General features: G+C 33.0%; 18 protein-coding genes. 1 reads left to right on the forward strand and 17 read right to left on the reverse strand.

All coding sequences use genetic code 11. The features are described 5' to 3' along the window. Positions 1 to 2 precede the first annotated feature (2 nt). Positions 3 to 1,124, forward strand: a complete 1,122-nt coding sequence (locus Q0050_RS01550; RefSeq protein ID WP_298391971.1) for a DUF4105 domain-containing protein — start codon at positions 3 to 5, stop codon at positions 1,122 to 1,124. Here the strand turns inward: Q0050_RS01550 and Q0050_RS01555 are convergent, their stop codons facing one another. The 17 genes from Q0050_RS01555 to Q0050_RS01635 form a co-directional block, all read right to left on the reverse strand. Then, on the reverse strand, positions 1,125 to 2,519 hold the full coding sequence (locus Q0050_RS01555) for an exopolysaccharide biosynthesis polyprenyl glycosylphosphotransferase (protein WP_298391973.1): 1,395 nt from the start codon (positions 2,517 to 2,519) through the stop codon (positions 1,125 to 1,127). Between the two features lie 55 nt (positions 2,520 to 2,574). Further along, a complete protein-coding gene (locus Q0050_RS01560) occupies positions 2,575 to 3,588 on the reverse strand; it encodes a glycosyltransferase family 4 protein (RefSeq protein ID WP_367277140.1) in 1,014 nt (337 codons plus the stop codon). Beyond that, a complete protein-coding gene (locus tag Q0050_RS01565; RefSeq protein ID WP_367277141.1) occupies positions 3,557 to 4,879 on the reverse strand; it encodes an O-antigen ligase family protein in 1,323 nt (440 codons plus the stop codon). Before Q0050_RS01565 ends, Q0050_RS01560 begins: the two co-directional genes overlap by 32 nt. Before the next feature lie 29 nt (positions 4,880 to 4,908). Continuing rightward, positions 4,909 to 5,982, reverse strand: coding sequence for a glycosyltransferase (locus Q0050_RS01570; RefSeq protein ID WP_298391978.1), 1,074 nt, complete (start codon positions 5,980 to 5,982; stop codon positions 4,909 to 4,911). Further along, positions 5,982 to 7,097, reverse strand: coding sequence for a glycosyltransferase (locus Q0050_RS01575; protein WP_298391980.1), 1,116 nt, complete (start codon positions 7,095 to 7,097; stop codon positions 5,982 to 5,984). Before Q0050_RS01575 ends, Q0050_RS01570 begins: the two co-directional genes overlap by 1 nt. Then, positions 7,094 to 8,107 (reverse strand): glycosyltransferase family 2 protein, encoded by a 1,014-nt coding sequence (locus Q0050_RS01580; protein ID WP_298391982.1) that lies wholly within the window; start codon positions 8,105 to 8,107, stop codon positions 7,094 to 7,096. Before Q0050_RS01580 ends, Q0050_RS01575 begins: the two co-directional genes overlap by 4 nt. A gap of 5 nt (positions 8,108 to 8,112) precedes the next feature. Next, positions 8,113 to 8,856, reverse strand: coding sequence for a methyltransferase domain-containing protein (locus Q0050_RS01585; protein ID WP_298391984.1), 744 nt, complete (start codon positions 8,854 to 8,856; stop codon positions 8,113 to 8,115). 20 nt (positions 8,857 to 8,876) lie between these two features. Beyond that, complete coding sequence (locus tag Q0050_RS01590) at positions 8,877 to 9,683, reverse strand: bifunctional 2-polyprenyl-6-hydroxyphenol methylase/3-demethylubiquinol 3-O-methyltransferase UbiG (protein ID WP_298391986.1); 807 nt, start codon at positions 9,681 to 9,683, stop codon at positions 8,877 to 8,879. 65 nt (positions 9,684 to 9,748) lie between these two features. Next, on the reverse strand, positions 9,749 to 10,822 hold the full coding sequence (locus tag Q0050_RS01595) for a peptidoglycan bridge formation glycyltransferase FemA/FemB family protein (RefSeq protein ID WP_298391988.1): 1,074 nt from the start codon (positions 10,820 to 10,822) through the stop codon (positions 9,749 to 9,751). Beyond that, positions 10,819 to 12,432 carry a hypothetical protein gene (locus tag Q0050_RS01600; protein ID WP_298391990.1) on the reverse strand — a complete coding sequence of 538 codons (1,614 nt, stop codon included), beginning with the start codon at positions 12,430 to 12,432 and terminating at the stop codon, positions 10,819 to 10,821. Before Q0050_RS01600 ends, Q0050_RS01595 begins: the two co-directional genes overlap by 4 nt. Before the next feature lie 3 nt (positions 12,433 to 12,435). Further along, positions 12,436 to 13,971 carry a glycosyltransferase family 2 protein gene (locus Q0050_RS01605; RefSeq protein WP_298391992.1) on the reverse strand — a complete coding sequence of 512 codons (1,536 nt, stop codon included), beginning with the start codon at positions 13,969 to 13,971 and terminating at the stop codon, positions 12,436 to 12,438. Then, entirely contained in the window at positions 13,961 to 15,106 is a 1,146-nt protein-coding gene (locus Q0050_RS01610; protein WP_298391994.1) for a glycosyltransferase family 4 protein, read from the reverse strand. Before Q0050_RS01610 ends, Q0050_RS01605 begins: the two co-directional genes overlap by 11 nt. Beyond that, positions 15,106 to 16,179, reverse strand: a complete 1,074-nt coding sequence (locus tag Q0050_RS01615) for a glycosyltransferase family 4 protein (RefSeq protein ID WP_298391996.1) — start codon at positions 16,177 to 16,179, stop codon at positions 15,106 to 15,108. Before Q0050_RS01615 ends, Q0050_RS01610 begins: the two co-directional genes overlap by 1 nt. After that, a complete protein-coding gene (locus Q0050_RS01620) occupies positions 16,179 to 17,417 on the reverse strand; it encodes a hypothetical protein (protein WP_298391998.1) in 1,239 nt (412 codons plus the stop codon). The genes Q0050_RS01615 and Q0050_RS01620 overlap by 1 nt, the downstream gene beginning before the upstream one ends. A 24-nt stretch (positions 17,418 to 17,441) precedes the next feature. Then, on the reverse strand, positions 17,442 to 18,824 hold the full coding sequence (locus Q0050_RS01625; protein WP_298392000.1) for a hypothetical protein: 1,383 nt from the start codon (positions 18,822 to 18,824) through the stop codon (positions 17,442 to 17,444). After that, positions 18,821 to 19,618, reverse strand: coding sequence for a hypothetical protein (locus Q0050_RS01630; RefSeq protein WP_298392001.1), 798 nt, complete (start codon positions 19,616 to 19,618; stop codon positions 18,821 to 18,823). The genes Q0050_RS01625 and Q0050_RS01630 overlap by 4 nt, the downstream gene beginning before the upstream one ends. Then, on the reverse strand, positions 19,611 to 20,333 hold the full coding sequence (locus tag Q0050_RS01635; protein WP_298392003.1) for a class I SAM-dependent methyltransferase: 723 nt from the start codon (positions 20,331 to 20,333) through the stop codon (positions 19,611 to 19,613). Before Q0050_RS01635 ends, Q0050_RS01630 begins: the two co-directional genes overlap by 8 nt. Between the last annotated feature and the right edge of the window lie 12 nt (positions 20,334 to 20,345).

Consider the following 20,345-nt stretch of genomic DNA (forward strand, 5'->3'; position numbering starts at 1 on the left):
TCATGATTAAAAAACTGCTTTTTTTTTGTTTCCTTTTAACCTACGCTTTTAGTTTTTCTCAAAATCCTGCGCTATCCGAAAATGCCTCGGTAAGTATTTTTACTTGTGGTCGAGGTAATGAACTTTATAGCACTTTCGGACATACGGCTATCCGAATTAAAGATCTTAATAATAATCTAGATGTGGTGTACAACTACGGCGCATTTGATTTTAGAACTGAAAATTTTTATTTAAAGTTTGTAAAAGGAGACCTGCAATATTTTATTAACGCAACTTCTTTTGAAGATTTTATCTTTGAATACCAAGCCGATAATCGTGAGGTTGTTGAACAAACTTTAGCGTTATCATTGGCTAAAAAGCAGGAATTATTCGAACTGCTAAATGCCTCGCTTTATTCTGAAGAACGCAATTATACCTACAAATTTATTGATCGCAATTGCACCACAATGGTTGTCGATAAAATCAATGCCATTCTTGGCAAAAAACTAATTGATAAAGTAGATGACAAAAGCATTTCCTATAGATCATTGCTTTATCCTTATTTTGACAATCATTTCTATTACAAATTAGGAATCAACATCATCTTCGGAGTCAAAACCGACAGTAAAGCTGAAAAATTATTTCTTCCTGTAGAGCTAATGCACAGTTTAGATCAAGCAAAAGTAAATCAAAAACCTATCGTAAGTAAAAAAGAAACTTTAGTAGAAGGTGCAACACTTTCAAATACATTTTCTTTTGTGAATAGTATTTATTTTATCGCATTAATTTTGCTTGTGATTGTGGTAATCAACAATAAATATGTTTCTCTTATCTACTTATTTATTTCGGGAATATTGGGAATATTTTTGTGTTTGGTAGGCTTATATTCTGACCACGAAGAGGTTTTGTGGAATTACAACGCCTTACTTTTCAATCCACTTTATTGCATTTTGGGACTTCTTTCGGTGGTTTGGTTTAGAAAAATGGCAACAATTTGTTTCTTAACAACACTTCTTTACATAGCCATAATGATAGGGAAACCTCATTTACCACTAATGATTCCTTTTATTTTAGCTAATAATTATATTTTATTAAGATTGGTAAAACAAGCTAAGAAAGCACAAGACAGTAGTAGTAAATCCTAATTACTGACCTCTATAAAAAAGTACTGTACTAAAGGTTTTAATGATAATATTGATATCCAAAAAAATACTTCGGTGTTTGATATAATATAAATCATATTGCAATTTTACTAAACTATCTTCTATCGAATCGCCATAAGCATAATTCACTTGTGCCCAACCAGTAAGCCCAGGTTTAACCACGTGGCGTGTTTCATAAAACGGCATAATATCTGCAATTTCATTCACAAAAATAGGACGCTCTGGCCTTGGACCAATAATAGCCATATCACCTTTTAGAATATTGATGAATTGTGGAAATTCATCAAGTCTAGTTTTTCGCATAAATTTACCAAAAGCGGTAATTCTACTATCGTTAGCAGTGGTAAATACAGCGCCATTAGCTTCTGCATTTTTCACCATTGTACGGTATTTGTAGATTTTAAAGACTTCACCGTTTTTGCCCACACGTTCTTGCGTGTAAAACAATCTTCCTCTATTACCTAATAAATTACCCAATAAAATTATCGGAAAAAAAACAGCTCCGATAGACAAACCTATTATTGAAAACAACACCTCAATCAATCGGGAAACCAATAAATAAAGGTGATTTTGATTGCTCCTACTAAAAGGAAAATAGCGGTAAAAATCTCTTGAAACATACTGAACTGGAATACGTTGCGTTATGGCTTCATAAACTTGCGTATATTCTCTAATGATAAATCCGTTTTCTAGCAGATGAATCAATTGATTGTATAAACTAACTGTTATTCCTTCGGTTTTTTGTGAAGCAATTACGATTTCTGAAATAGAATTTTTTCTAACAAAATTTTCTAAATCATCAGGATGAATATTCTTTATGGACTTAAATTTCAAATTAAACGAATCTTCACCATCCGAATTTACAAAAGCAATAATTCTGTAATGTGGATCGGCATTTTCAATACCTGTAACCAGTTCTTGAAGTTGCTCTTTGTCACAAATCAAAATGGCGTTTTTAACAAAGCGGTGCGAAGCTAAAAACTTTACGTAAAAAATCCTCCATAGTAATAACGACCCAAAAATTGCAATAAAAAATATGATAATCTGAAGTCTATTCGAGGGTAAAACAGGCGTATAAATTGGCGTTAAAAGATAAATTAGTACGGTAGTAGACGAAGTTAGAATGATACTTCTTATTACTTGAAATTGATTACTTGCTACTTGCAAATTGTACATTTCGAAAACAGAACCAAAAACATTTATATAAACTGCCAACAAAATCGCCCAGTAATAATTGGTAGCCGAAAAAGTAAAATATTTAAAGTCAAAAATAGAACTTATAATGTATAATGATAGTAAGACAAAGATTACATCAAAAATCTTTAGAAGAATTTTTCTTTCGGAAACTTCAAAATGTATTTTTTTATTACTATTCATTTTACTTGTTAAAAAACATTGACGCAAGTTATAAAAAATATCATAAAGAAGACTACTATTTCAATATTTCAAACCATTTTTGCTTAATTACACTCCAATCAAAACTTTCAACAGTAGTTCTTGCAGCATCTACAATTTTTTGGGTTAAAATTTCATTATTAAAAATTTCGATAATCGCACTAACCATTCCATCAACATCACTATCGGCTACTAAAAGACCATTTTCTTTATCGGATATCAGAAACGGAATTCCGCCAACATTAGTAGAAACTACAGGCAATCCTAAAGCCATTGCTTCAATAACACTAATAGGTGTATTATCAAAATGAGTGGTATTTATAAAAACATTATATTCTTTTGAAAGTGCAACCCATGCTTCTTTGGTCAATTTTCCTGTGAAAGTAACTTCAACACCTAAATCAGCGGCATAATTCTTACAGTCTTCAACTAAATGCTCTTTATCAGGACCAACCATAGCTAAGGTCGCATTAGGATAAACTTTCTTAAGTTGATAGAGCACAGCAATTGCCATCTTGGGATTATAAATTTTAGAAAAAGAACGAACCCATAACAATTTAGGAACGATAAAATTACGTTTTAAAAAATCATACTTTTGAAGTTCAATGGTATTTGGAATATAAATTAAATTAGCAGCATAATTTTCTCTAAATGCAGCAAGTAAATAATCAGAAGGAGCAGAAATTTTATAGGCATTTTTAAATATCAAATCAGAAAAATAAGGGCTTCTTTTTATTCGATTGGGTAAATCACCGCCATGCAATTTTGCAATATACTTCACGTTAAAAAGGCGACACAACTGACTTGTTGCAAGTGCATAATAAAAATTTTGGGTACTATACGTGTCAATAAAAACATAATCAACTTTTCTAGCATACCAAATCGTAGTCAAAAGCATGTCAAAAAATCTAAAAATCTTATTTTTTTTAGAAGAAGCATAGTACACTTCAAAACCTTCTGACTCAAGAAAACTTCCTAAGGTTTCTATTGATGTAGCAGTGTTCCCGTGTTTTGATAATTTATTTCCTATGTACAGAATCTTCTTCATCATAATTGAATTTAATTTTTAACAAAGAAAGTGCGTAAATAAATGCTGGTGATGCCGTTCGCATAGCAGCATGATTGATGGTTAGAAACCAAAAAACAAGAAAACAAAGCATGTAGATATGCTGTTTATTATCTAAGTATAAAAAAATTGGTGTAAAAATCAAGATCAACAAAGACAGAATTCCTAACGAACCATGTTCCGCTAAAATTCGGGTCAACTCATCATGCGAGGCTACTAAATAACCCATAGTTTCCGATCGTATTTCGGTACCTTTTCCTGCGCCAACGCCAAAGAAAGGATTTTCCAAAAACATCTCAATCTCTCCCATTGCCAAATCTTCTCTTCCTGTAAGTTGCGAATCCTTTACTCTTCCTGTAGCATCTTGATTGGCATAACGCTTACTTATCAATCCGCCAGTTTGCGACTCGGTATATGCCCAAGTGGAAGCCAACAATATGAAAATAAATCCAACAATATAAATCAATTTCAATTTTCCAATATTTCTAGAATAAACATAAAGAAATCCAAAAAAAACAATGATCATTAGGAAACCCGTTATCATTCCTCCACGTGAAAACGTCAACAAACCTCTATAAAGCATTAAGATACCAACTAGTAAATTTATTAGCAAAAAAGTTTTGTTTCGAGAGGCGACAATCATTCTTGCAAAAAATATAAACATCCCCAATCCCAAAGCAGTAGCCACTTGATTAGGACCAAAACCTCCTGAAGTTTCAGAATTGGAACCGGTTGATGTAACCACTTCTTTTAATTCGGGCGTGTACAAAACCAAATACACCGCACACGAAATTATGGGCAATCCCATCAATAAAAGCAAATTATTAATTTCTTCAAAAGAAAATTTCCGATTATAACAATATAAGGAGGCGACTCCAAGACAAAAAGCACCAGAAATATTAAACATGATGGTTTTTCTAATATTAGGCGCATCCAAACTTATGGATTGAGTAGCAATATAAACTCCGGGTAATAACAAAATAAGATAAATCCAATAAGGAATGGCATTTTTAGAGATACCGCTATAAACCATTCCAATGGCTAAAAAAACGATAACGGAATATTTCGAAAATTCGTGGTTTGGATTTCCACCAGTCATCCGCAAAAACACCTCAACACCAACCACATAGGCAGAAGCATAAAGTACTTCATTATTTCTATTCTTTGTCTTTACGATAAAATACAAACTTAAAAATAAAATTAAAAAGCCATAAATCTTTGAAAGAAAGGGTAGCAAATAAATAGCCACTCCAAGCGCAGCATGAAGTAATATCAAAAATAAATAGTTCTTAACTTTATTTTCCATTACAAACTTAAAACCCAATTAATATAATTAGCGATGATGGCATCTTGAGAATGATGTGCTGCTATGGTTTGGTATAATTGTATCCCCATTTTGTCTCTTAACTCCTTATGATCTATCAATTGAACCAACGATGAATAAAATTGTTCTGCATTGTAATTATCAACTAATAAACCATTTACAGTAGTAGTAATAATTTTAGGAATTTCTCCAACCTTAGTGGAAACAACTGGTTTTTTATTCAATCCATATTCTAAAATGGCTACCGGCAAACCCTCAGATTGCGAAGATAAGACACAAATAGCACTTTGCTCAATAATATTTTGAGTATCGTTACGAGAATCATATAGAAACAGAACATTCGAAAGGAAATGGTCTTGAATTTCATTCTTTAACTTATCAGAATAGGCATCCTGAAAATCTTTTCCGACCAAGTGAATGGTCCAATCAGGATGGGATATTTTCAGTTTTTGAGCAACTTCAACTAAAAGAAAATGATTCTTTTGAAATCGTAAATTAGCCAAACATAAAATACGTTTGCCTTCTACCCCAAACAACTGAGTTTCTTTTTTCTGCAGATGATCTAATACCGTAAAATTGGGTAAATAAAGTACTTTGGCACAATTCAATTCTTTTTCAGCCCATTTTTTCAACTGATCGTTAACCACAATGATGCCTTTGAAAAAGAAAGAAGTAAACTTGAGAACAAACGATTTTTGAGAACTAATAAACTCACTCAAACCGTTATGATCGTGCCAAATAATTTGCACTTTTGGCAAAACTAATTTGGTTAAAAACGCCGTAAAAAAAGAACTACTATGCGCTTGCAAATGCGTAATTTTGTTTACAATGCAATACCTACGCAACTTAAAAACAGCTTGTAAATCTAACTTCGACTTTCTATTTAAAAACAAATAATTTACGTTGGCCGCTAGTTGACTTTTTAAAATGCCTTCTTTTCGAGTGGCAACTAATCCTGAAAATTCAATAGCGTTTGCTAAAGCATTAGCATAGTTCACGGCCATTTTTTCAGCACCGCCGATATCCAACGAATCAATTATTTGAAGCACTCTCATTACGCTAACATTTTCTTTATTTCTTGTTCAAATTTATCAATTGTAAATTGATGTGACCAATTTGAAGCAAGATTTATTTTTTTCTGATAGAATTCAAAGTCATTTATATGTTCTATTAAAGAAGTAACATCCGAATCTAAATCTAAATTCAAGATGATGCCTCTGTTTTGATGATCCAACATAGTACTAATGCACGAAACCGGAGTAGCAACCGGCAAACAGTTCCAAAACATTGCTTCTGCAACAACTTTAGGCCAACCCTCACTCAATGATGGTAAAAGCAAAAAATGCGCTTCTTTATAATTTGCAATCATTTCTTCTTTCGTAACATTGCCTTTAAGAGCAATAAAACCATCAGATTTTGTTTCAGAAATTGATAAACATAGTTGATCTTTTAATAAGCCATCGCCATATATATCAAGTGAAACATCAAATCCTTTTGATTTCAATTTTCTAACTAAATCGATGGCATATTGAGGTTGCTTCCCTTTTGATAAAGTACCCACAAACAAAAATTTGATACCCGATGCAAATGATTTTACTGCTAAGTCTTCAATTTGTGAATTAAGGTAAGTTGCTGTAAAGAAAGGATAAACGTTTTTAGACTGATTGCTCCATTCACCATAAACTAAAACCTTACAATTTTTGGTTAAAAGTGTCGAACTTAAGATCTTTTTTTGCCAAACATAAGTCTGAGGTTGTTTGGATTGCATGTCCCAATTGCCTGCATATTTAGCGGTTTTATTTTTAGATGGAAAAAACATTTGAGCCAAACTACCTAATAATCCCATATTACCTGGACAGCGCAAATGAATGTGATTGGATTTGCGCATACTTTGAATTATTTTAAAAAAAAGTAAGGGCAATAAAAACAAGGTTTTCAAACCATTTTTTAATCCAATAAGTGAAAATTTCGGAACCGTAACGAACTCAATATTTGGATGATCATAAAAAGTATGTATAGAATTTACCTCTTGGTCTTGCAAAGGAGCAACAACAATAACCTTATCGACATACTTTAACCAAATATTCATTTCATTCACATAAGGAGCATAACCATAATAATGATTGCCCTTTTTTATATGAACGACATGGGTAATAATGCAAAAAGTCATTGGTTCTCTTTGGGTTTATTAAACATCAAACTAAACCAGCCAACAAGTCTGCCTACAGATTCTGTAAAAGCTTCTTTTTTTTCAATGGTGGTAAAAACGTTGGTAAACCTTATTGATAGTAAAAGTAGTGAAATCAAATTCCATTTTAATCTAGCTTTAAGACTCGGATTCGGATATTTCACGCGCCAAACATACCAACCATTTCTTACTACCATTTTACCATAAGTATACTTATTGGGTCTACCACTTCCATCGTGAAAATGAGCAAGTTTAGCATTCGTATTGAGATACAATTTCCCTAAATTAGATAATCTAAACGTATAATCTGCGTCTTCATACAACCCATATCCTTGAAAATAAGTTGAAAATTTATGCTGATCGAGTACTTCCTTTTTAAAAGAAGATACGCCGCCCATAAATTGCTGAACTTCATATATTTTGCCAGTTGGTGGTAAAAAACCAACACTCCTACCGTGAGAAAACTCAGGCATAAAACAAGGTGGCAAATTAGAATCTAAGCCAAGTTTTTTTCTAATCACAAAGCGCGAACCATCTTTTTTTTTCCAACCATCATAATAGTATTCTTTTATATTGGATTGGTAACCTGAAGATGCTTGTTCCCAAACGGTTTCATTAGTAATATAACCTCCTACGCCAAGCGCATCGGGAAAAACAGTGTAAGTATGTAGTAGTTGTTCGAAATAATCTGGTTCCAAAATGGTATCGTCATCAAGAAAACATACAACATCCATAGCAGAATTAACCTTTTTGATTCCAAAATTACGTTGCTTGGTCAAACCTCTTTCGTGGTCGGGAACTTTAAAATAGTGTAAATTTGCAAAGGGATGTTTTTTTAAAATCGTTTCCGTTTCAAGATTCGTTGATCCATCGATAATCAAAATCTCATTAGGATATAGCGTTTGTTCTTTTACGGAATTTAACAAACTCAGTAAAGGCATAGCACGCATGTAAGTGCAAATTATCAACGAAAAGGGTACGGTTTGATGCACTGATTTTACAGTTTAGTAGCTATAAAAATTAAATTATTATATCCTTTTTTTCTATCGTAAGATTTGCCTTGTTGTTGATAAAACTCCTCTAAAGATAGCACTTCAACAGCACTAAATCCGGAAGCAGTAAGATCTTTTAGCAATTGTTTTTTGGCGTAGTAATAACCAGGAACAGAGAAACCATTAAAACCTGTATTTCTATTTCCTACTCGAGGTCCGAGTACAAAAGAAAAAAGAGATCTAATTTGAAAATAAAGTGTTTTTAATGGCGCACCAACTTGATTGTGGACGGTTCCAATTAATAAGCCGTTATCCTTTAACAAGTGCAATGAATTATTAAAAATTGCCATTCGGTCATTTCGATTCGGAACATAAGTCAACATCGAATTAAAAATGGTCACGACCTCAAAAGTGTTTTTGGGTTCAGTAAATGCAACCGCATTAGCAACAGCAGTCTTGGTGATACCACTCAAACCCCAAAGTTGCAAATTTTCATTACACTTAGCAATCATATTTTCCGATATATCGGAAGCTAATATAAAATCAGGTTGGTACACTTCGGCAATAGATTCTACTTCTCTACCAGTACCACAACCAAATACTTTGATATTTTTTATTTTACCAAATTTAGAAAATCGCTCTTGAGCTTGGTTTAACAAGTAGGTTTCAAAATCAGAAGCTTTTTTTAATACTTCCTGAGTTTCAATAATATGCTCTTTCTCCCAAAAATCTTTATTTTCTATTTTCATATTGTACTACGGAATACTAATTATTTTTTTCGCATTAACATCGTTACGTGCATACAAGAAAACAAAGCACTAAGTGATGTTTGAGATTGTTCCCAATCTTCTCTATGCCATTTTTTTCCGATTTCTAATTTCTTTTCTTCACTCATAGGTAAAAAACCTAATAAGAAAAACCACTTCGATTTTCCTAATAGTCCGTGACGTTCTTCGATGTTAAAAGCTTTATCGTACTTGAAAAAAGTCTTTTTGGTAAAAGGCCATTCCCACGCTGCATCACTTTGAAACGGACGATAAATCATTCTGATGATTTTGATTGGCAAACTAGTTTCAAATGGATCATAACTTACTACAACTCCATTAGTAGCTAATTTTTCATTAAGCTTACTGATCAAAACATCAACATTTGGAAAGTGATGTAAAACACCGTAAGCGTAAATGATGTCAAAATCTTTTTCAGCAAAATCATCCGAAAGAAAATCAGCTGCCACCGCAGTAGCTGTTGGAATATCTTTTAATCGTTCGTTAAGTTTTGCAATAGCAACATCACTTAAATCCAACCCAATATATTGTTTAGCACCTTGAGCAAGTGTCAACGACAAACTATTTCCGGCATAACAACCTAAATCCAAAACTTTTTTGTTAGACAAATCACCAAACCATACTTTGTGCAAAGCATAAGATTCATCAAGAATACCAATGTTTTTTCTAATTTTTTTAAGCGTTTTTTCACGTAGTGAAGACCATAATTTTGTAGCAAAATTTTTCTTCTTTACGTTATAAAATTCCTTTTGTTTTAGATTGGTTTCTATTATTTCTTCTTTAGTTTTCATCGTGTGTCAACAGTTATTTTTTATTTAGTTTTCAAAGATAAATAAATCGGGTCTATAAATTTAGTTTATTTTTTTACTTTCAGTAAGATTTTAGCTATGGTAGTCTTATATTTTTTTAGTTTATTTTCAAACAACAAATAAATCTTAAAAATAAACGGATTTAATATCCAATGTTTGGTATCGATAAACTCGTGCAATTCACTTCCAAATCCTTCCTTGAATTTGATCACACCAGCACTTCCGCCAACTGAAATATCATAGGATTTAAAGTTTAAAGCAAGTGATTCTTTAATCATACAATCGTGCATAAAATGCGAAACATTCATGTGCTGAAATTCTTTTAACACACCACCGTTAATGTATATAAATCGATTGCCACATTTCATAGCATAAACAGCGCCAACAAGTTTATTTTCGTAAAAACAACCAGCCATTCGAGCATAATCTTTAGCAATATAGTTGGCTAAAGTATCTTTCATCGATGCATAAGACCGCAACGGATAACCTTTTTCTTTAGCATTCAATTCAAAACATTGATAAGCTTCTTCAACTTCTTCTGCTGAAGTAACAAATTTAAAATCTAACCCGTAAGTGGCCGCTTTTGTAATGTTTCGTTGGTGATTTTTACTGTATTTAGCAAAAACTTCGGCATGGGTTTTTCCTTCAAGTGGAATAAGGCGTTTGCCATATAGCGGAATAACATACTTAAATTTGGTACCACTACTTCCTGAAAAATATATAGATTGCTCTGAAATTGTTGGTAATGTATAATTATAAATGATAGCCTCAGATTTTAAAACAGGCAAACTAATTTGAAAATAACAACATCCTTTTGCGGAAGCATCCTTTTTCAAATCTGTTATAATAGCATCTACCCTATTTTCAAAACCTGCAGCCAAAACTGGACCACACGGAACGATGTAAAATTTAAAAAAAGCGAATTTGGCAACGACAATACCGCAACCACCAACAACTTTATCATCTTGCGTCAACAAATAAAATTGACTTTCAAAACCAAAAACTTGGTAGGCCTTAATCCAATCAGAATATTGATTGTATAAGCCTCGATCGGTTTGTTCTAAAAAAACATCCCATGCGGAAATCCATTTTGGATCTTTGGTAAAAAACGATTGTATCATAGGACTGCTCTTGTGGGAATAGTGGTAGTGTTTTTAATAAAAATCGCGCCTTCATCAGTAATATCAAAAACAACACTCTTATAATCAGTATAAAATAAAAGTAATTCAGATAAGGTTGGATTCCAAATTTGTGCTTTATTAATTTTTTCAGATAAATAGGTAAAGTTTTGAACCACTTGCTCGTCTAACCTATTCGATTCCTTAAAAAGCTTTCCGTGATGGTGTTTCATATCTACCGAAAAATAGGTATGCGCAATAAACACACCTTGTTCACGTACCAACAAATCAATGTTATTCTTAGACAATCCGTTGATGAAATCTACCATTTCAATAGTTTGAAAAACAGTAAAAGTAGTGGCATTTATTTGATGATCGAAAAATAACGGAGAAAATTTCGCCGCTTTAAAGGACTTATTTTTATTAAAATCCCAACGTAAAAAGGTTTTTAAAAGCACACCAACAACGGGTAAAATACTTTTTGTAAAACGCATTAAGTAAATTGGATTCTTACTATTTACCAATTTGCGAGCAGCCGAAAGGGCATCTATATAATTTCGTATTCTATTTTTATCATTATCAAAATGAAAGATAATGGCTTTAACCAATTTTATAATTTTTGTCTTAAAAGAAGCTGCTTGAATCGAATTCAAATACGTTTGAAGCGTAAATTGTTTTGGATTCAATTGATTTAGTATGCCATTGGAAGCCGTGCCGCAATCAATATAATTCCACAGTACTTTAATCTTGTTACGGTTAAGAATGTTTTCAAAATCTTGATCAGAAAAGTTGTTGTTTTTATAAAGTGAAAAATTATAAGGCTGAAATCCGTGATCGATCCAAACGGGAATTACGTCAAGTGGAGGTGTAAAATTTCTAAAATCACTAAAACTTTCATCATCCGATTTTATGGATTGCGAAAGCGAATGGTAACACAACTCGTGACCATCGTTTTGCCACAAACGTAGTTCCTCCTTATCGTTTTGCCACGAAGCATTGTCATTTCGCTTTGAAAAGTGGTTCAAAAAAAAGCCCTTGGTAACTTTTAAATCAAGATTTTTAAAAAAGGTTCGCTGTATCTTCAAATTTTCGGGCGTGTCATAATCACAATGATCTGTAAAACAAGCAATAGCGGCAAAAGGAATCTTAGAACGACTAAGTTCCAAACCTCCAGTTTTTGAAAATAAAAGCGCCAAATCTTCTGATAAATTAATTTTAGAATGCGCCGAACTGATTTTCTTGATATTATTTATTCCTGAATATTCAGTAATCGGATTAGAATATTCAGGATAAAAATGCCACACTAATTGATAAGGATTGTTTTTCGAAACTTGCCAAATGCCAATATTGATGTTGGGCTGAAGGTAACAACCGTTTTTTAACTTGATAATCTTAGGAGAAAAATCAGTTGCAATAGTTAAGTCATCACTTTGCACCCAAGTAAAATCGTGATTGCGAAAAGCAACTATTTCGTCGAGGAAATTAATCTCAATTTGAGTCGAATTACTAACAATTACATTTGAATTTTTTAATACAAATTTGGTAGTAATCGCATCAAAGTCATCGATTATCTGTGATTTAGAGCCATCTTTTATTACTATTGACTTAATCATACTTTACTTAGTGCGCTTTCCTAATTTAATCAAATTCTTGGCGTAAAAAACCGACTTATTAAATTGCAACAATCTAAAAGGTAATTTTATTAATTTCAAGGGTAATTCCCATTTATTACCTTTAAACAAGTACATTGAAAAATATTTATGCTTGTACTCTATATATTGTTGAGGCGTAAATTGCTTATGAATTTGATACATTATGGTCGGACTCGGTACTGGTCGAATCCATTTTACAGGATGGTCCAATTCCCATGGTTGTTGCTTTCTCTTTTTTCCTAAAATCTTGGCTTGTGTACCCCAAAATCTATAACCACCAACAGGTGGTTTTAAATGCAAATTGGTCGAAAACGGATTGAATAAAACAGTAACACCTATTTTTGTCAAAGAAATACCAAAATCACTATCCTCGCCATAACCACCATCATAATTGATATCATTACCTACTAACTGACGGACATACTCGCTCTTAACACACGAATTGGCGTTGCTATAATTGCCAGAAGCACCCACAATCCAGCGTTCACCTGTGTAGTGATCTAATTTGTATTTTAAATCATGTAAAGTTTGCTGTTGGTGATCGGCACGAATATCTAAACCATTGCAAGCACCAGCATTGTAGGTTTGCAATAATCTAATATGGTTTTCTATAAAATCAGGCGGAATTCTAACATCATCATCACCAAAAACAATGTAATCACCAGTGCAACGTTCGATAGCTTCATTTCGTGCTCGACAACTTCCTTTACTGGTTTGCCAATGAAATTGCACTTCAAACGGATAACGACTGGAATCATACAAATGCTCCTCACGCTTATCTTCTGGCGTAGCATCTACAACGATAACTTGTGTTGGTTGATAAGTTTGATTGGTTAAATCTTCTAATAAATTTAACGTAAAATCTTGTCGCAACATCGTTGGGATGATGTAACTTACAGTAGGTTTTCCTTCAATAGCATTTAATACTCTTGGCGGAACAATCGGAAACTTTTTCTTTTGCTTAAAATTATTTTTAGCATAAAAAAAAGAATTCCATTCGTTAAGGTTCCAAAAACCTTTGCGATAAAGCATAAAGATGCTATGATCAATTTTAAAGTTTTTTCTATAAAACACATAGCGATCTTTGGTAGAAATCACTACAGGCACTTTGACAGTATCAGTATACAATCCTTTTACATACAACGGAATAGCACCTTGATTACGCAAGGCATTGAAACCAAAATCTAAAGCAGCAAGTTGTGGATTTTTATATTCTTTATCAAATCCTGCAAGGAGTTCCCAAACCGATTTTCGAACAGCAAATAAATTAGGATTAATACGCCAACTCACACCTTGATCTAAATCGAAATCGTTAATGTACCAAAAAAACACAAAAGTTTGATAAACAATATCTTGAAAAGCGTTTTTATAACCTTGTTCAAACGAAGAATGCCAGATATCACCATAGCCGTGAGAAAGCGCTTCTAATTGTTCTAAATTAGGCGTTCCTAAATATAAAATTACTTCACCTTTTTGGTTAATATGTTCTTTAAAATTCAATGTTTAGTATTTTTTTATAAAATTCAACCGACTGTTTTGCAACTACTTCTATGCTGAATTTGTGTTGTATTTTCTTTAACGCGTTTGCTCCAAAACGTTCTTGCAGCTCTTTAGAACTTAGTAAATTCAAAATTTTATCTGCATAATCACTGTGATTTTTGGGCGAAACCAAATAACCTTCTTTGCCATCTTCAATAACTTCAGGTGCCCAACCTATATTACAAGCTACAATGGGTTTTTTCATTGCCATAGCTTCTAACCAAGATACCGGTAAGGCTTCAGCAAAAGTAGGAAAAACACATAACGTAGCGTGTTCAATTTGTGCTTTAATTTCAGAATAAGGAACCGCACCAAGATACGTCACGTTTTGGAATGCTGTTGCTGTAAACAAAGGTTTCATCAATTCCCAAGTGCTTTTACTATTCGAATGAATGTCTCCAGCATCTTTTCCGACCAAAATTAATTTCGCTTGTGGATTTTTAGCGTGTACTAAATTGAAAATATGTGGCAACTCCAAAAGTCCTTTTTTTCGTATTAGCGTACCGAAATACAAAATAATATTCGGCTCAGGAACTCCACTATTCTCAAAATTTGAAGAATTAATAGAATTGGGAATTATAGTAAAATCCTTTTGCAAACCAAAAATATCTTTGGTAACTTCAGCAGTATATGCACTAACGGAAAGCAATCCGTTGGCTCTTCGCAAACCTCTATTTTCAAAAAACCTATTGGCAAAACGCACTTTTCGGCTTTCTAAATGACAAAAATAAGTATCACTACCATTCAATCGGATTACATAGGGACATTTTAAATTCAAGAAAGCCGTAATTCCGGTCCAATCTGGAGCTTCAATAATATCAATTTGTCCAAGTCCGACCAAATTATTGATGATTCTTTGGAGCTTTTTTTGGGTAAAATAGAAAGAAACACCTCTTACGGTTACATTTTCAATTTTATGAATGATAACACCTGAATCCTCAAACACTTCATCGCCATCTTGACCATAAACTAGAACTGTGACGCGATGTCCTAACGCAAGTAATCCTTGAGACAAGTTATAAATACTCGTGCCAATGCCACCTGCAGGAGCCGTTTTGGACGTTGGATATTCTATGGTTAAAAAAGCTATGTTCATTAAGGCAAAAGTTTGAAATAATTTTCAACCATAGTTTCTATTGAAAAACGTGCGGCAATGGCAGTTCTCGTATTTTGTTCAATTTTTATTTCTTGGGAAATTAGAGCTTCTAAAACAGCCGCTAATTTTGTAACGTCTTTAGGTTTGAAAATGATTCCGTTTTCGCCGTGGCTCACAGCTTCTTCATTACCACCAACATTAGTAGTAATTACCGGAACATTAGCTGCTAAACTTTCTAAAATCGATAAACTAAAACATTCCATATAAGTAGGTTGCAACATATAATCATAGTTACAATAAATCTCATTCAAGTTAGCAACACTTCCTTTGAAAACAAAATTAGAAGTTAATCCTAAAGTAGCAACCTGATTTTCAAGCTTAGTGCGATAAGGTCCATCACCATAAACATCAATCACAATTTTACGTTGCATTTCATTGGAAAGCAAACCTACAGCTGAAATTAAATCCTGAATTCCTTTTGATTTTCTGAGATGTGAAGCTACTAAAAACGTCGGAGCATCAAAATTTCGTTGCTTGCGCTCTTTTATAGTATCCGTGATTACACCATTATAAATAGTTATTGATTTTCGTTTTAAGGACGAACCAAAATCTTTTAAAATTTCATTCACCGTGTAATCGGAAACACCCACAAATAAATCGATGTACTTTGAATATAACAATCCTTTAGCCTTCTTTTCTAATCGTTTTTTTAACGGATAACCTGATAATGGTCTCGGATTGTGATCAATGGTAATGATTTTGGCTTGATTAACTTTTTTTATTTTTTTATAAAAAGGCGTGCAAAGTTCTATAAAATGAGTAAAAATATGAGAATAGTCATTGGAAGAATAGTTATTCAAAAAATACTGTTCCACATTGCCATAATTACTACTGTGCAAGTTCAAATCGGAATAACCACCGTGAGCAGACAAATTGGGAAAAAACCAATCGACTTCGATACCATTATCTTTGCATTTCTTATCAAACAACCAATAAAAATGGTCCATTCCTCCTACGCGTTCGGGAAGGAGTTCGTAATTACATAAAACCGCTATTTTGTTAAAGTTCGCCATTAAAATAGTTTAGGTAAAATTCTGTAAATACCAAAAAAGAGCACGGAAACAATGATGATGTTATTTAAAAAAACTACTACTTTATACTTTTCTTGGGTAACGATTTTATCACAAAAAAACACGATCGCCATCAGGTAAACCGGTACTAACCAACGACCTTCAACATAAGATATAATGATAAATGAAAAGATTGCAAGCACTAAAAACACAACGATTGGCAAATAATTGGTTGCCATAAAATTAGATTTTTTAAACCCTAAAAAAGGAACAAGCAAAACAAAGAACACAATCAATCCAGTATTTCTAATAGAGTAAAACAGTACTTCAATAAAATCCTTGAAAAACTCTTTGATGGTTAATTGGTAATCGAAAGTCAAACTCTCTGAAATGGTTTTTGGTAAAGAATCTTCCCCATTGGCTTTTAAATAAGCAATAGTTTCCTCAAAACTCGGATGCTGATGATTGGGCAATTTTCCTTGATTAACCAACAATTGTGCTAGATATTGTCTTTGCGTCCAAGTACAAGCAAGCTCTTTCGGCGGTGTTTTATCATCATAAGACAGCGAATGATTTTTCTGAATAGAGGGAATATTTATCGCCAATAAAACCAAAAACAAAACCCCTGGAACCAGTAAGGATTTACCTAATTGGATGCCGCTTTTATACAATAAATAAAAAGTAAAAACCAAAACCGGAATATAAATATAAATCAATTCACGAGTAAAAAAGGCCACTATCAAAGCGGAAAACAAGAGCGAAACATTGTAATTTTTCTTTTCAATCAACAAATACGATTCCGTAAAAAAGACTACAATAGCAATGATAAATAAAGGATCATTCGTACCAATTAAAAACCAAGCTGTAGAACTAAAAAAAATAAAATAGGTTAAGAAATAAAGCTGTTTGAAAAATCCCTTTTTGTAAAAATAAAACAGCAAGAGTACAAAAAGAAGGCAATTAACAAGTCTAAAAGCCAAATAAGGTTTTATAAAAAGAGCAAACGGATAAACCAATATAAAATAGGTAAGCGGGATTTTAGAGGCAATGGCTTCACTCCAACCATTAATTTTTAAGAATTCAAAATTATCCAAAAAAAGGGCTTCATCACCCGATCCCATTGGTCTTGTAAACAAATAAGTTGAACCCAACGCAAAAGCCAACAGAGTAAGACCTAAAAACAGAGCATTTATCACTTTACTATGCTGAACCTTATCAATAAAATGTAGTAGCGTCTTCATATTTTTTGGTGTGGTTTATTAAAATTAACTTACGGTATATAAACTTTGTGCTATGCGCTTGCCAGTATGTTCTAGCGAATGAGTTATTTGCAAATTTTTCAAGTTCTTTCGGTGTTCTTGATCCAAAAACGGTTGTGCTAAACAACTTTTAATAGCTTGCAATAACTCGTTTTCATTCTTAGCAATTCGGGTTGCTTTAGAATCCACAACGTGCTTGATATGAACATACTCTAAAAAGCGTTGGTCGTCATATAATCCATTAGAAGCATTTCCGAAAACGGTATTGATGACGGGTTTATCAAACAAGATAAAATCCAAACTCATCGTGGAAAGCATGTTAATATTCAAATCAGAATATTCTAACAATGCTCGAAGCTCAATAACATCTTGAACAGACGGAATGCGCTGCGACCACTGCTCTTGATGTCCTTGTCGCGATAAATTCCACTTGGGATAATTCCATTTGATAAAAGGAAAATCAGTAACAAATTGATTAAAGCGTTTCGGATCTTCGGCAGGTGACGTTCTAACAATAAAATTCACATCCTCGATTTCATTTTTCAAAATAAAATTCGCGATGGTAGTAATATACAACTCATCATTTTTGCTAGTAGAAATATCGCCGCAACTAAAACAAATGGTTTTTTTAGAAGCATCCAAATCAAACATCTGGTAGAAATCAGCTTTAGAAGATTTATAGCGATCCAAAACGTAAGGTTCAAATTGTGGCGTTCCCACAACGTGGATGCTTTCGCTTTTCACATTCGTGTAAAATTGAAGTAACTCTTTTTTCATCAAATCGCTCCAAACCAAATAATAATCAAAAGCAGCAGCCATTCGTCCTTTCGAAGCTAGATTATCCCAGCTAAATATAAAAGAAGCTGTTTTAAGTTGGCACTTTTTAGCAGCTAAAACCAAAGTCGCTAAATAAGGCGGACGTTGATGGGTAAAGAAAAGCAAATCAAATTGTTCCTTCTGTAACAACTCTAAATTACTTTGGGTAATAGCATTATTTTTAAAAGTAAATTCTTGAAAGCGATTGGCCAATTGAATCCATCGCTCGGAATTAAAAACAGAAGTCAGTTTAAAAATAAATCTTGTAGCAAAGCCTCGAGCATTTTTAGACCTAGAATAGTTTACATTCAGACCGTCTTGAATGCCAAAATTATTTTTTTTATGCAATTGTAAATGGGCTACTTCTTTAAATTTCCTGAAAAACCAAGAAGTAAAAGGCTCTTGATAAGCATCCAATTCAATCACTCTATACTTGTCGGAATAGACCGATTTTGGCAAAAAAGAAAGGAGTACAACTTCATCAAATGATTGTTCAGCTTCCACTAAAAAATCACTTAAAACAAAATTTCTGTAACCAACACCATCGGTAATTACTACGCCTAATTTTTTCATTTAAATAATTTTCTAATAATCTTTCGAGACAATTTATGGATCTTTTGCTCCAACGCAAAGGTAGTTTTTTTATATAAAATTACTTTACTTAAATCGGGCAAACCGGTTTTAAATTCGCCTCTTTTTTCAAGGATTTCATCAATTCGTTTGGTGTGTTTTTCATTGCCACCATAGCTTCGTGCATACCAAGTGTGACACAAAACCTCGTCGCCTTTAAAATAAACCTTATTGGAAATGGCATCATCACCCATTTTTGACTCAAGAAAAAGGATTTTTTTACCCATTCGTCGCAACCAAAAATAAAAACAGTAATAAGGTTCATAAACACTTGCAACATCATAATCAAAAGGCAAATGACTAAGATCATCATTAAATTCATTTTCAAGAATATATTGATTTTTTAAAACGTCATTGGACCTCCAAACGCGTTCAATTTCTTTAAAATTTAAGATGGAAAAAAAAGTATTGATAGCAAACGGGTTTTCTTTTCGATGAACAATAACACCGCCATCTCTAACGCCGCAAACGGTGAAATCATTAGTTTGCATCTCATTAATTATAGAAAAAACTAGTTCTGAATGGGTAAAAATAACATCTTCATCGGCCATAATTAACCACTCGATGCCTTTACCTTTTAGTTTTGACATCATGTACTTGATGCTGTGCATACCATGCATTCCGTTAGTACCATCAATGACATACCTTTGGATATCTTTTGGGAATAATGTAGATGATTTTTGGTACAAACCAAAGTTAGCAACAGTTGATAACAGGGCAACTTTTTGCTTATCCATTAGCTACTTTATTATTTACTAAATAGTTGGAAGGTTCGTCATTATCACCTTTATAGATAAAAATCATGTTGTGATAAAAATGCATCGAAATAATATTTTGGTCATAATAAGTTTTTTTATAACCTTCAAGCATGTATTCTTCGTGGTTCAAGCCATCAATTAAGCCTTTGAAAAAACCATAAATAGTGGAACGATCATTAAATTCAGTGGAAGTGCCACCATAATCAGGCCAATACGACGTTTGAGTATCTTCTACCACATAAATGCCGCCTTTCTTTAACTTCGGAAATAAAAATTCAAAAGTTTCAATCACGTGCTCGTTAATATGACTTCCGTCATCAACAATTAAATCGAACGTGCCGACTTCATCACAAATAGATTGCAAAAAAGCTTTGTCAACTTGACTGCCGCGGTAAATTTTAATTCGGCTTTCTTCTTGTGGAGCTTTATCGTGAATGTCTAACGAATAAATCTTCGAAAACGGAAAATAGGCTTTCCACATGCGAAGCGAATTGCCACCCGAAAACGGATTCTCATAACCACCAACACCGATCTCTAAAAAGTTCATCTTTTTTAATCGATAAGGCGCAAAATGCAATTGGTAGTGTGGCGTATAAAAATGCCTTCCCCATTTGTCGGTCTTGAAGATGATAGCCAACTTGGTAAGATTATTAGAAACAAAAAATGCTTTGAAGGCATTAATTGTTTTCTTCATTTTTTGCTTCGA

The organism is Flavobacterium sp. (assembly GCF_027483985.1).
Lineage (GTDB): Bacteria > Bacteroidota > Bacteroidia > Flavobacteriales > Flavobacteriaceae > Flavobacterium.

Excerpts from the sequence above, each read along its gene's own strand:
- Q0050_RS01635 (WP_298392003.1), bottom strand. The coding sequence starts at position 20,333 with ATGAAGAAAACAATTAATGCCTTCAAAGCATTTTTTGTTTCTAATAAT.
- Q0050_RS01615 (WP_298391996.1), bottom strand. The coding sequence starts at position 16,179 with ATGGCGAACTTTAACAAAATAGCGGTTTTATGTAATTACGAACTCCTT.
- Q0050_RS01555 (WP_298391973.1), bottom strand. The coding sequence starts at position 2,519 with ATGAATAGTAATAAAAAAATACATTTTGAAGTTTCCGAAAGAAAAATT.
- Q0050_RS01630 (WP_298392001.1), bottom strand. The coding sequence starts at position 19,618 with ATGGATAAGCAAAAAGTTGCCCTGTTATCAACTGTTGCTAACTTTGGT.
- Q0050_RS01600 (WP_298391990.1), bottom strand. The coding sequence starts at position 12,432 with ATGATTAAGTCAATAGTAATAAAAGATGGCTCTAAATCACAGATAATC.
- Q0050_RS01590 (WP_298391986.1), bottom strand. The coding sequence starts at position 9,683 with ATGAAAACTAAAGAAGAAATAATAGAAACCAATCTAAAACAAAAGGAA.
- Q0050_RS01625 (WP_298392000.1), bottom strand. The coding sequence starts at position 18,824 with ATGAAAAAATTAGGCGTAGTAATTACCGATGGTGTTGGTTACAGAAAT.
- Q0050_RS01595 (WP_298391988.1), bottom strand. The coding sequence starts at position 10,822 with ATGATACAATCGTTTTTTACCAAAGATCCAAAATGGATTTCCGCATGG.
- Q0050_RS01620 (WP_298391998.1), bottom strand. The coding sequence starts at position 17,417 with ATGAAGACGCTACTACATTTTATTGATAAGGTTCAGCATAGTAAAGTG.
- Q0050_RS01575 (WP_298391980.1), bottom strand. The coding sequence starts at position 7,097 with ATGACTTTTTGCATTATTACCCATGTCGTTCATATAAAAAAGGGCAAT.
- Q0050_RS01585 (WP_298391984.1), bottom strand. The coding sequence starts at position 8,856 with ATGAAAATAGAAAATAAAGATTTTTGGGAGAAAGAGCATATTATTGAA.
- Q0050_RS01610 (WP_298391994.1), bottom strand. The coding sequence starts at position 15,106 with ATGAACATAGCTTTTTTAACCATAGAATATCCAACGTCCAAAACGGCT.
- Q0050_RS01550 (WP_298391971.1), top strand. The coding sequence starts at position 3 with ATGATTAAAAAACTGCTTTTTTTTTGTTTCCTTTTAACCTACGCTTTT.
- Q0050_RS01560 (WP_367277140.1), bottom strand. The coding sequence starts at position 3,588 with ATGATGAAGAAGATTCTGTACATAGGAAATAAATTATCAAAACACGGG.
- Q0050_RS01570 (WP_298391978.1), bottom strand. The coding sequence starts at position 5,982 with ATGAGAGTGCTTCAAATAATTGATTCGTTGGATATCGGCGGTGCTGAA.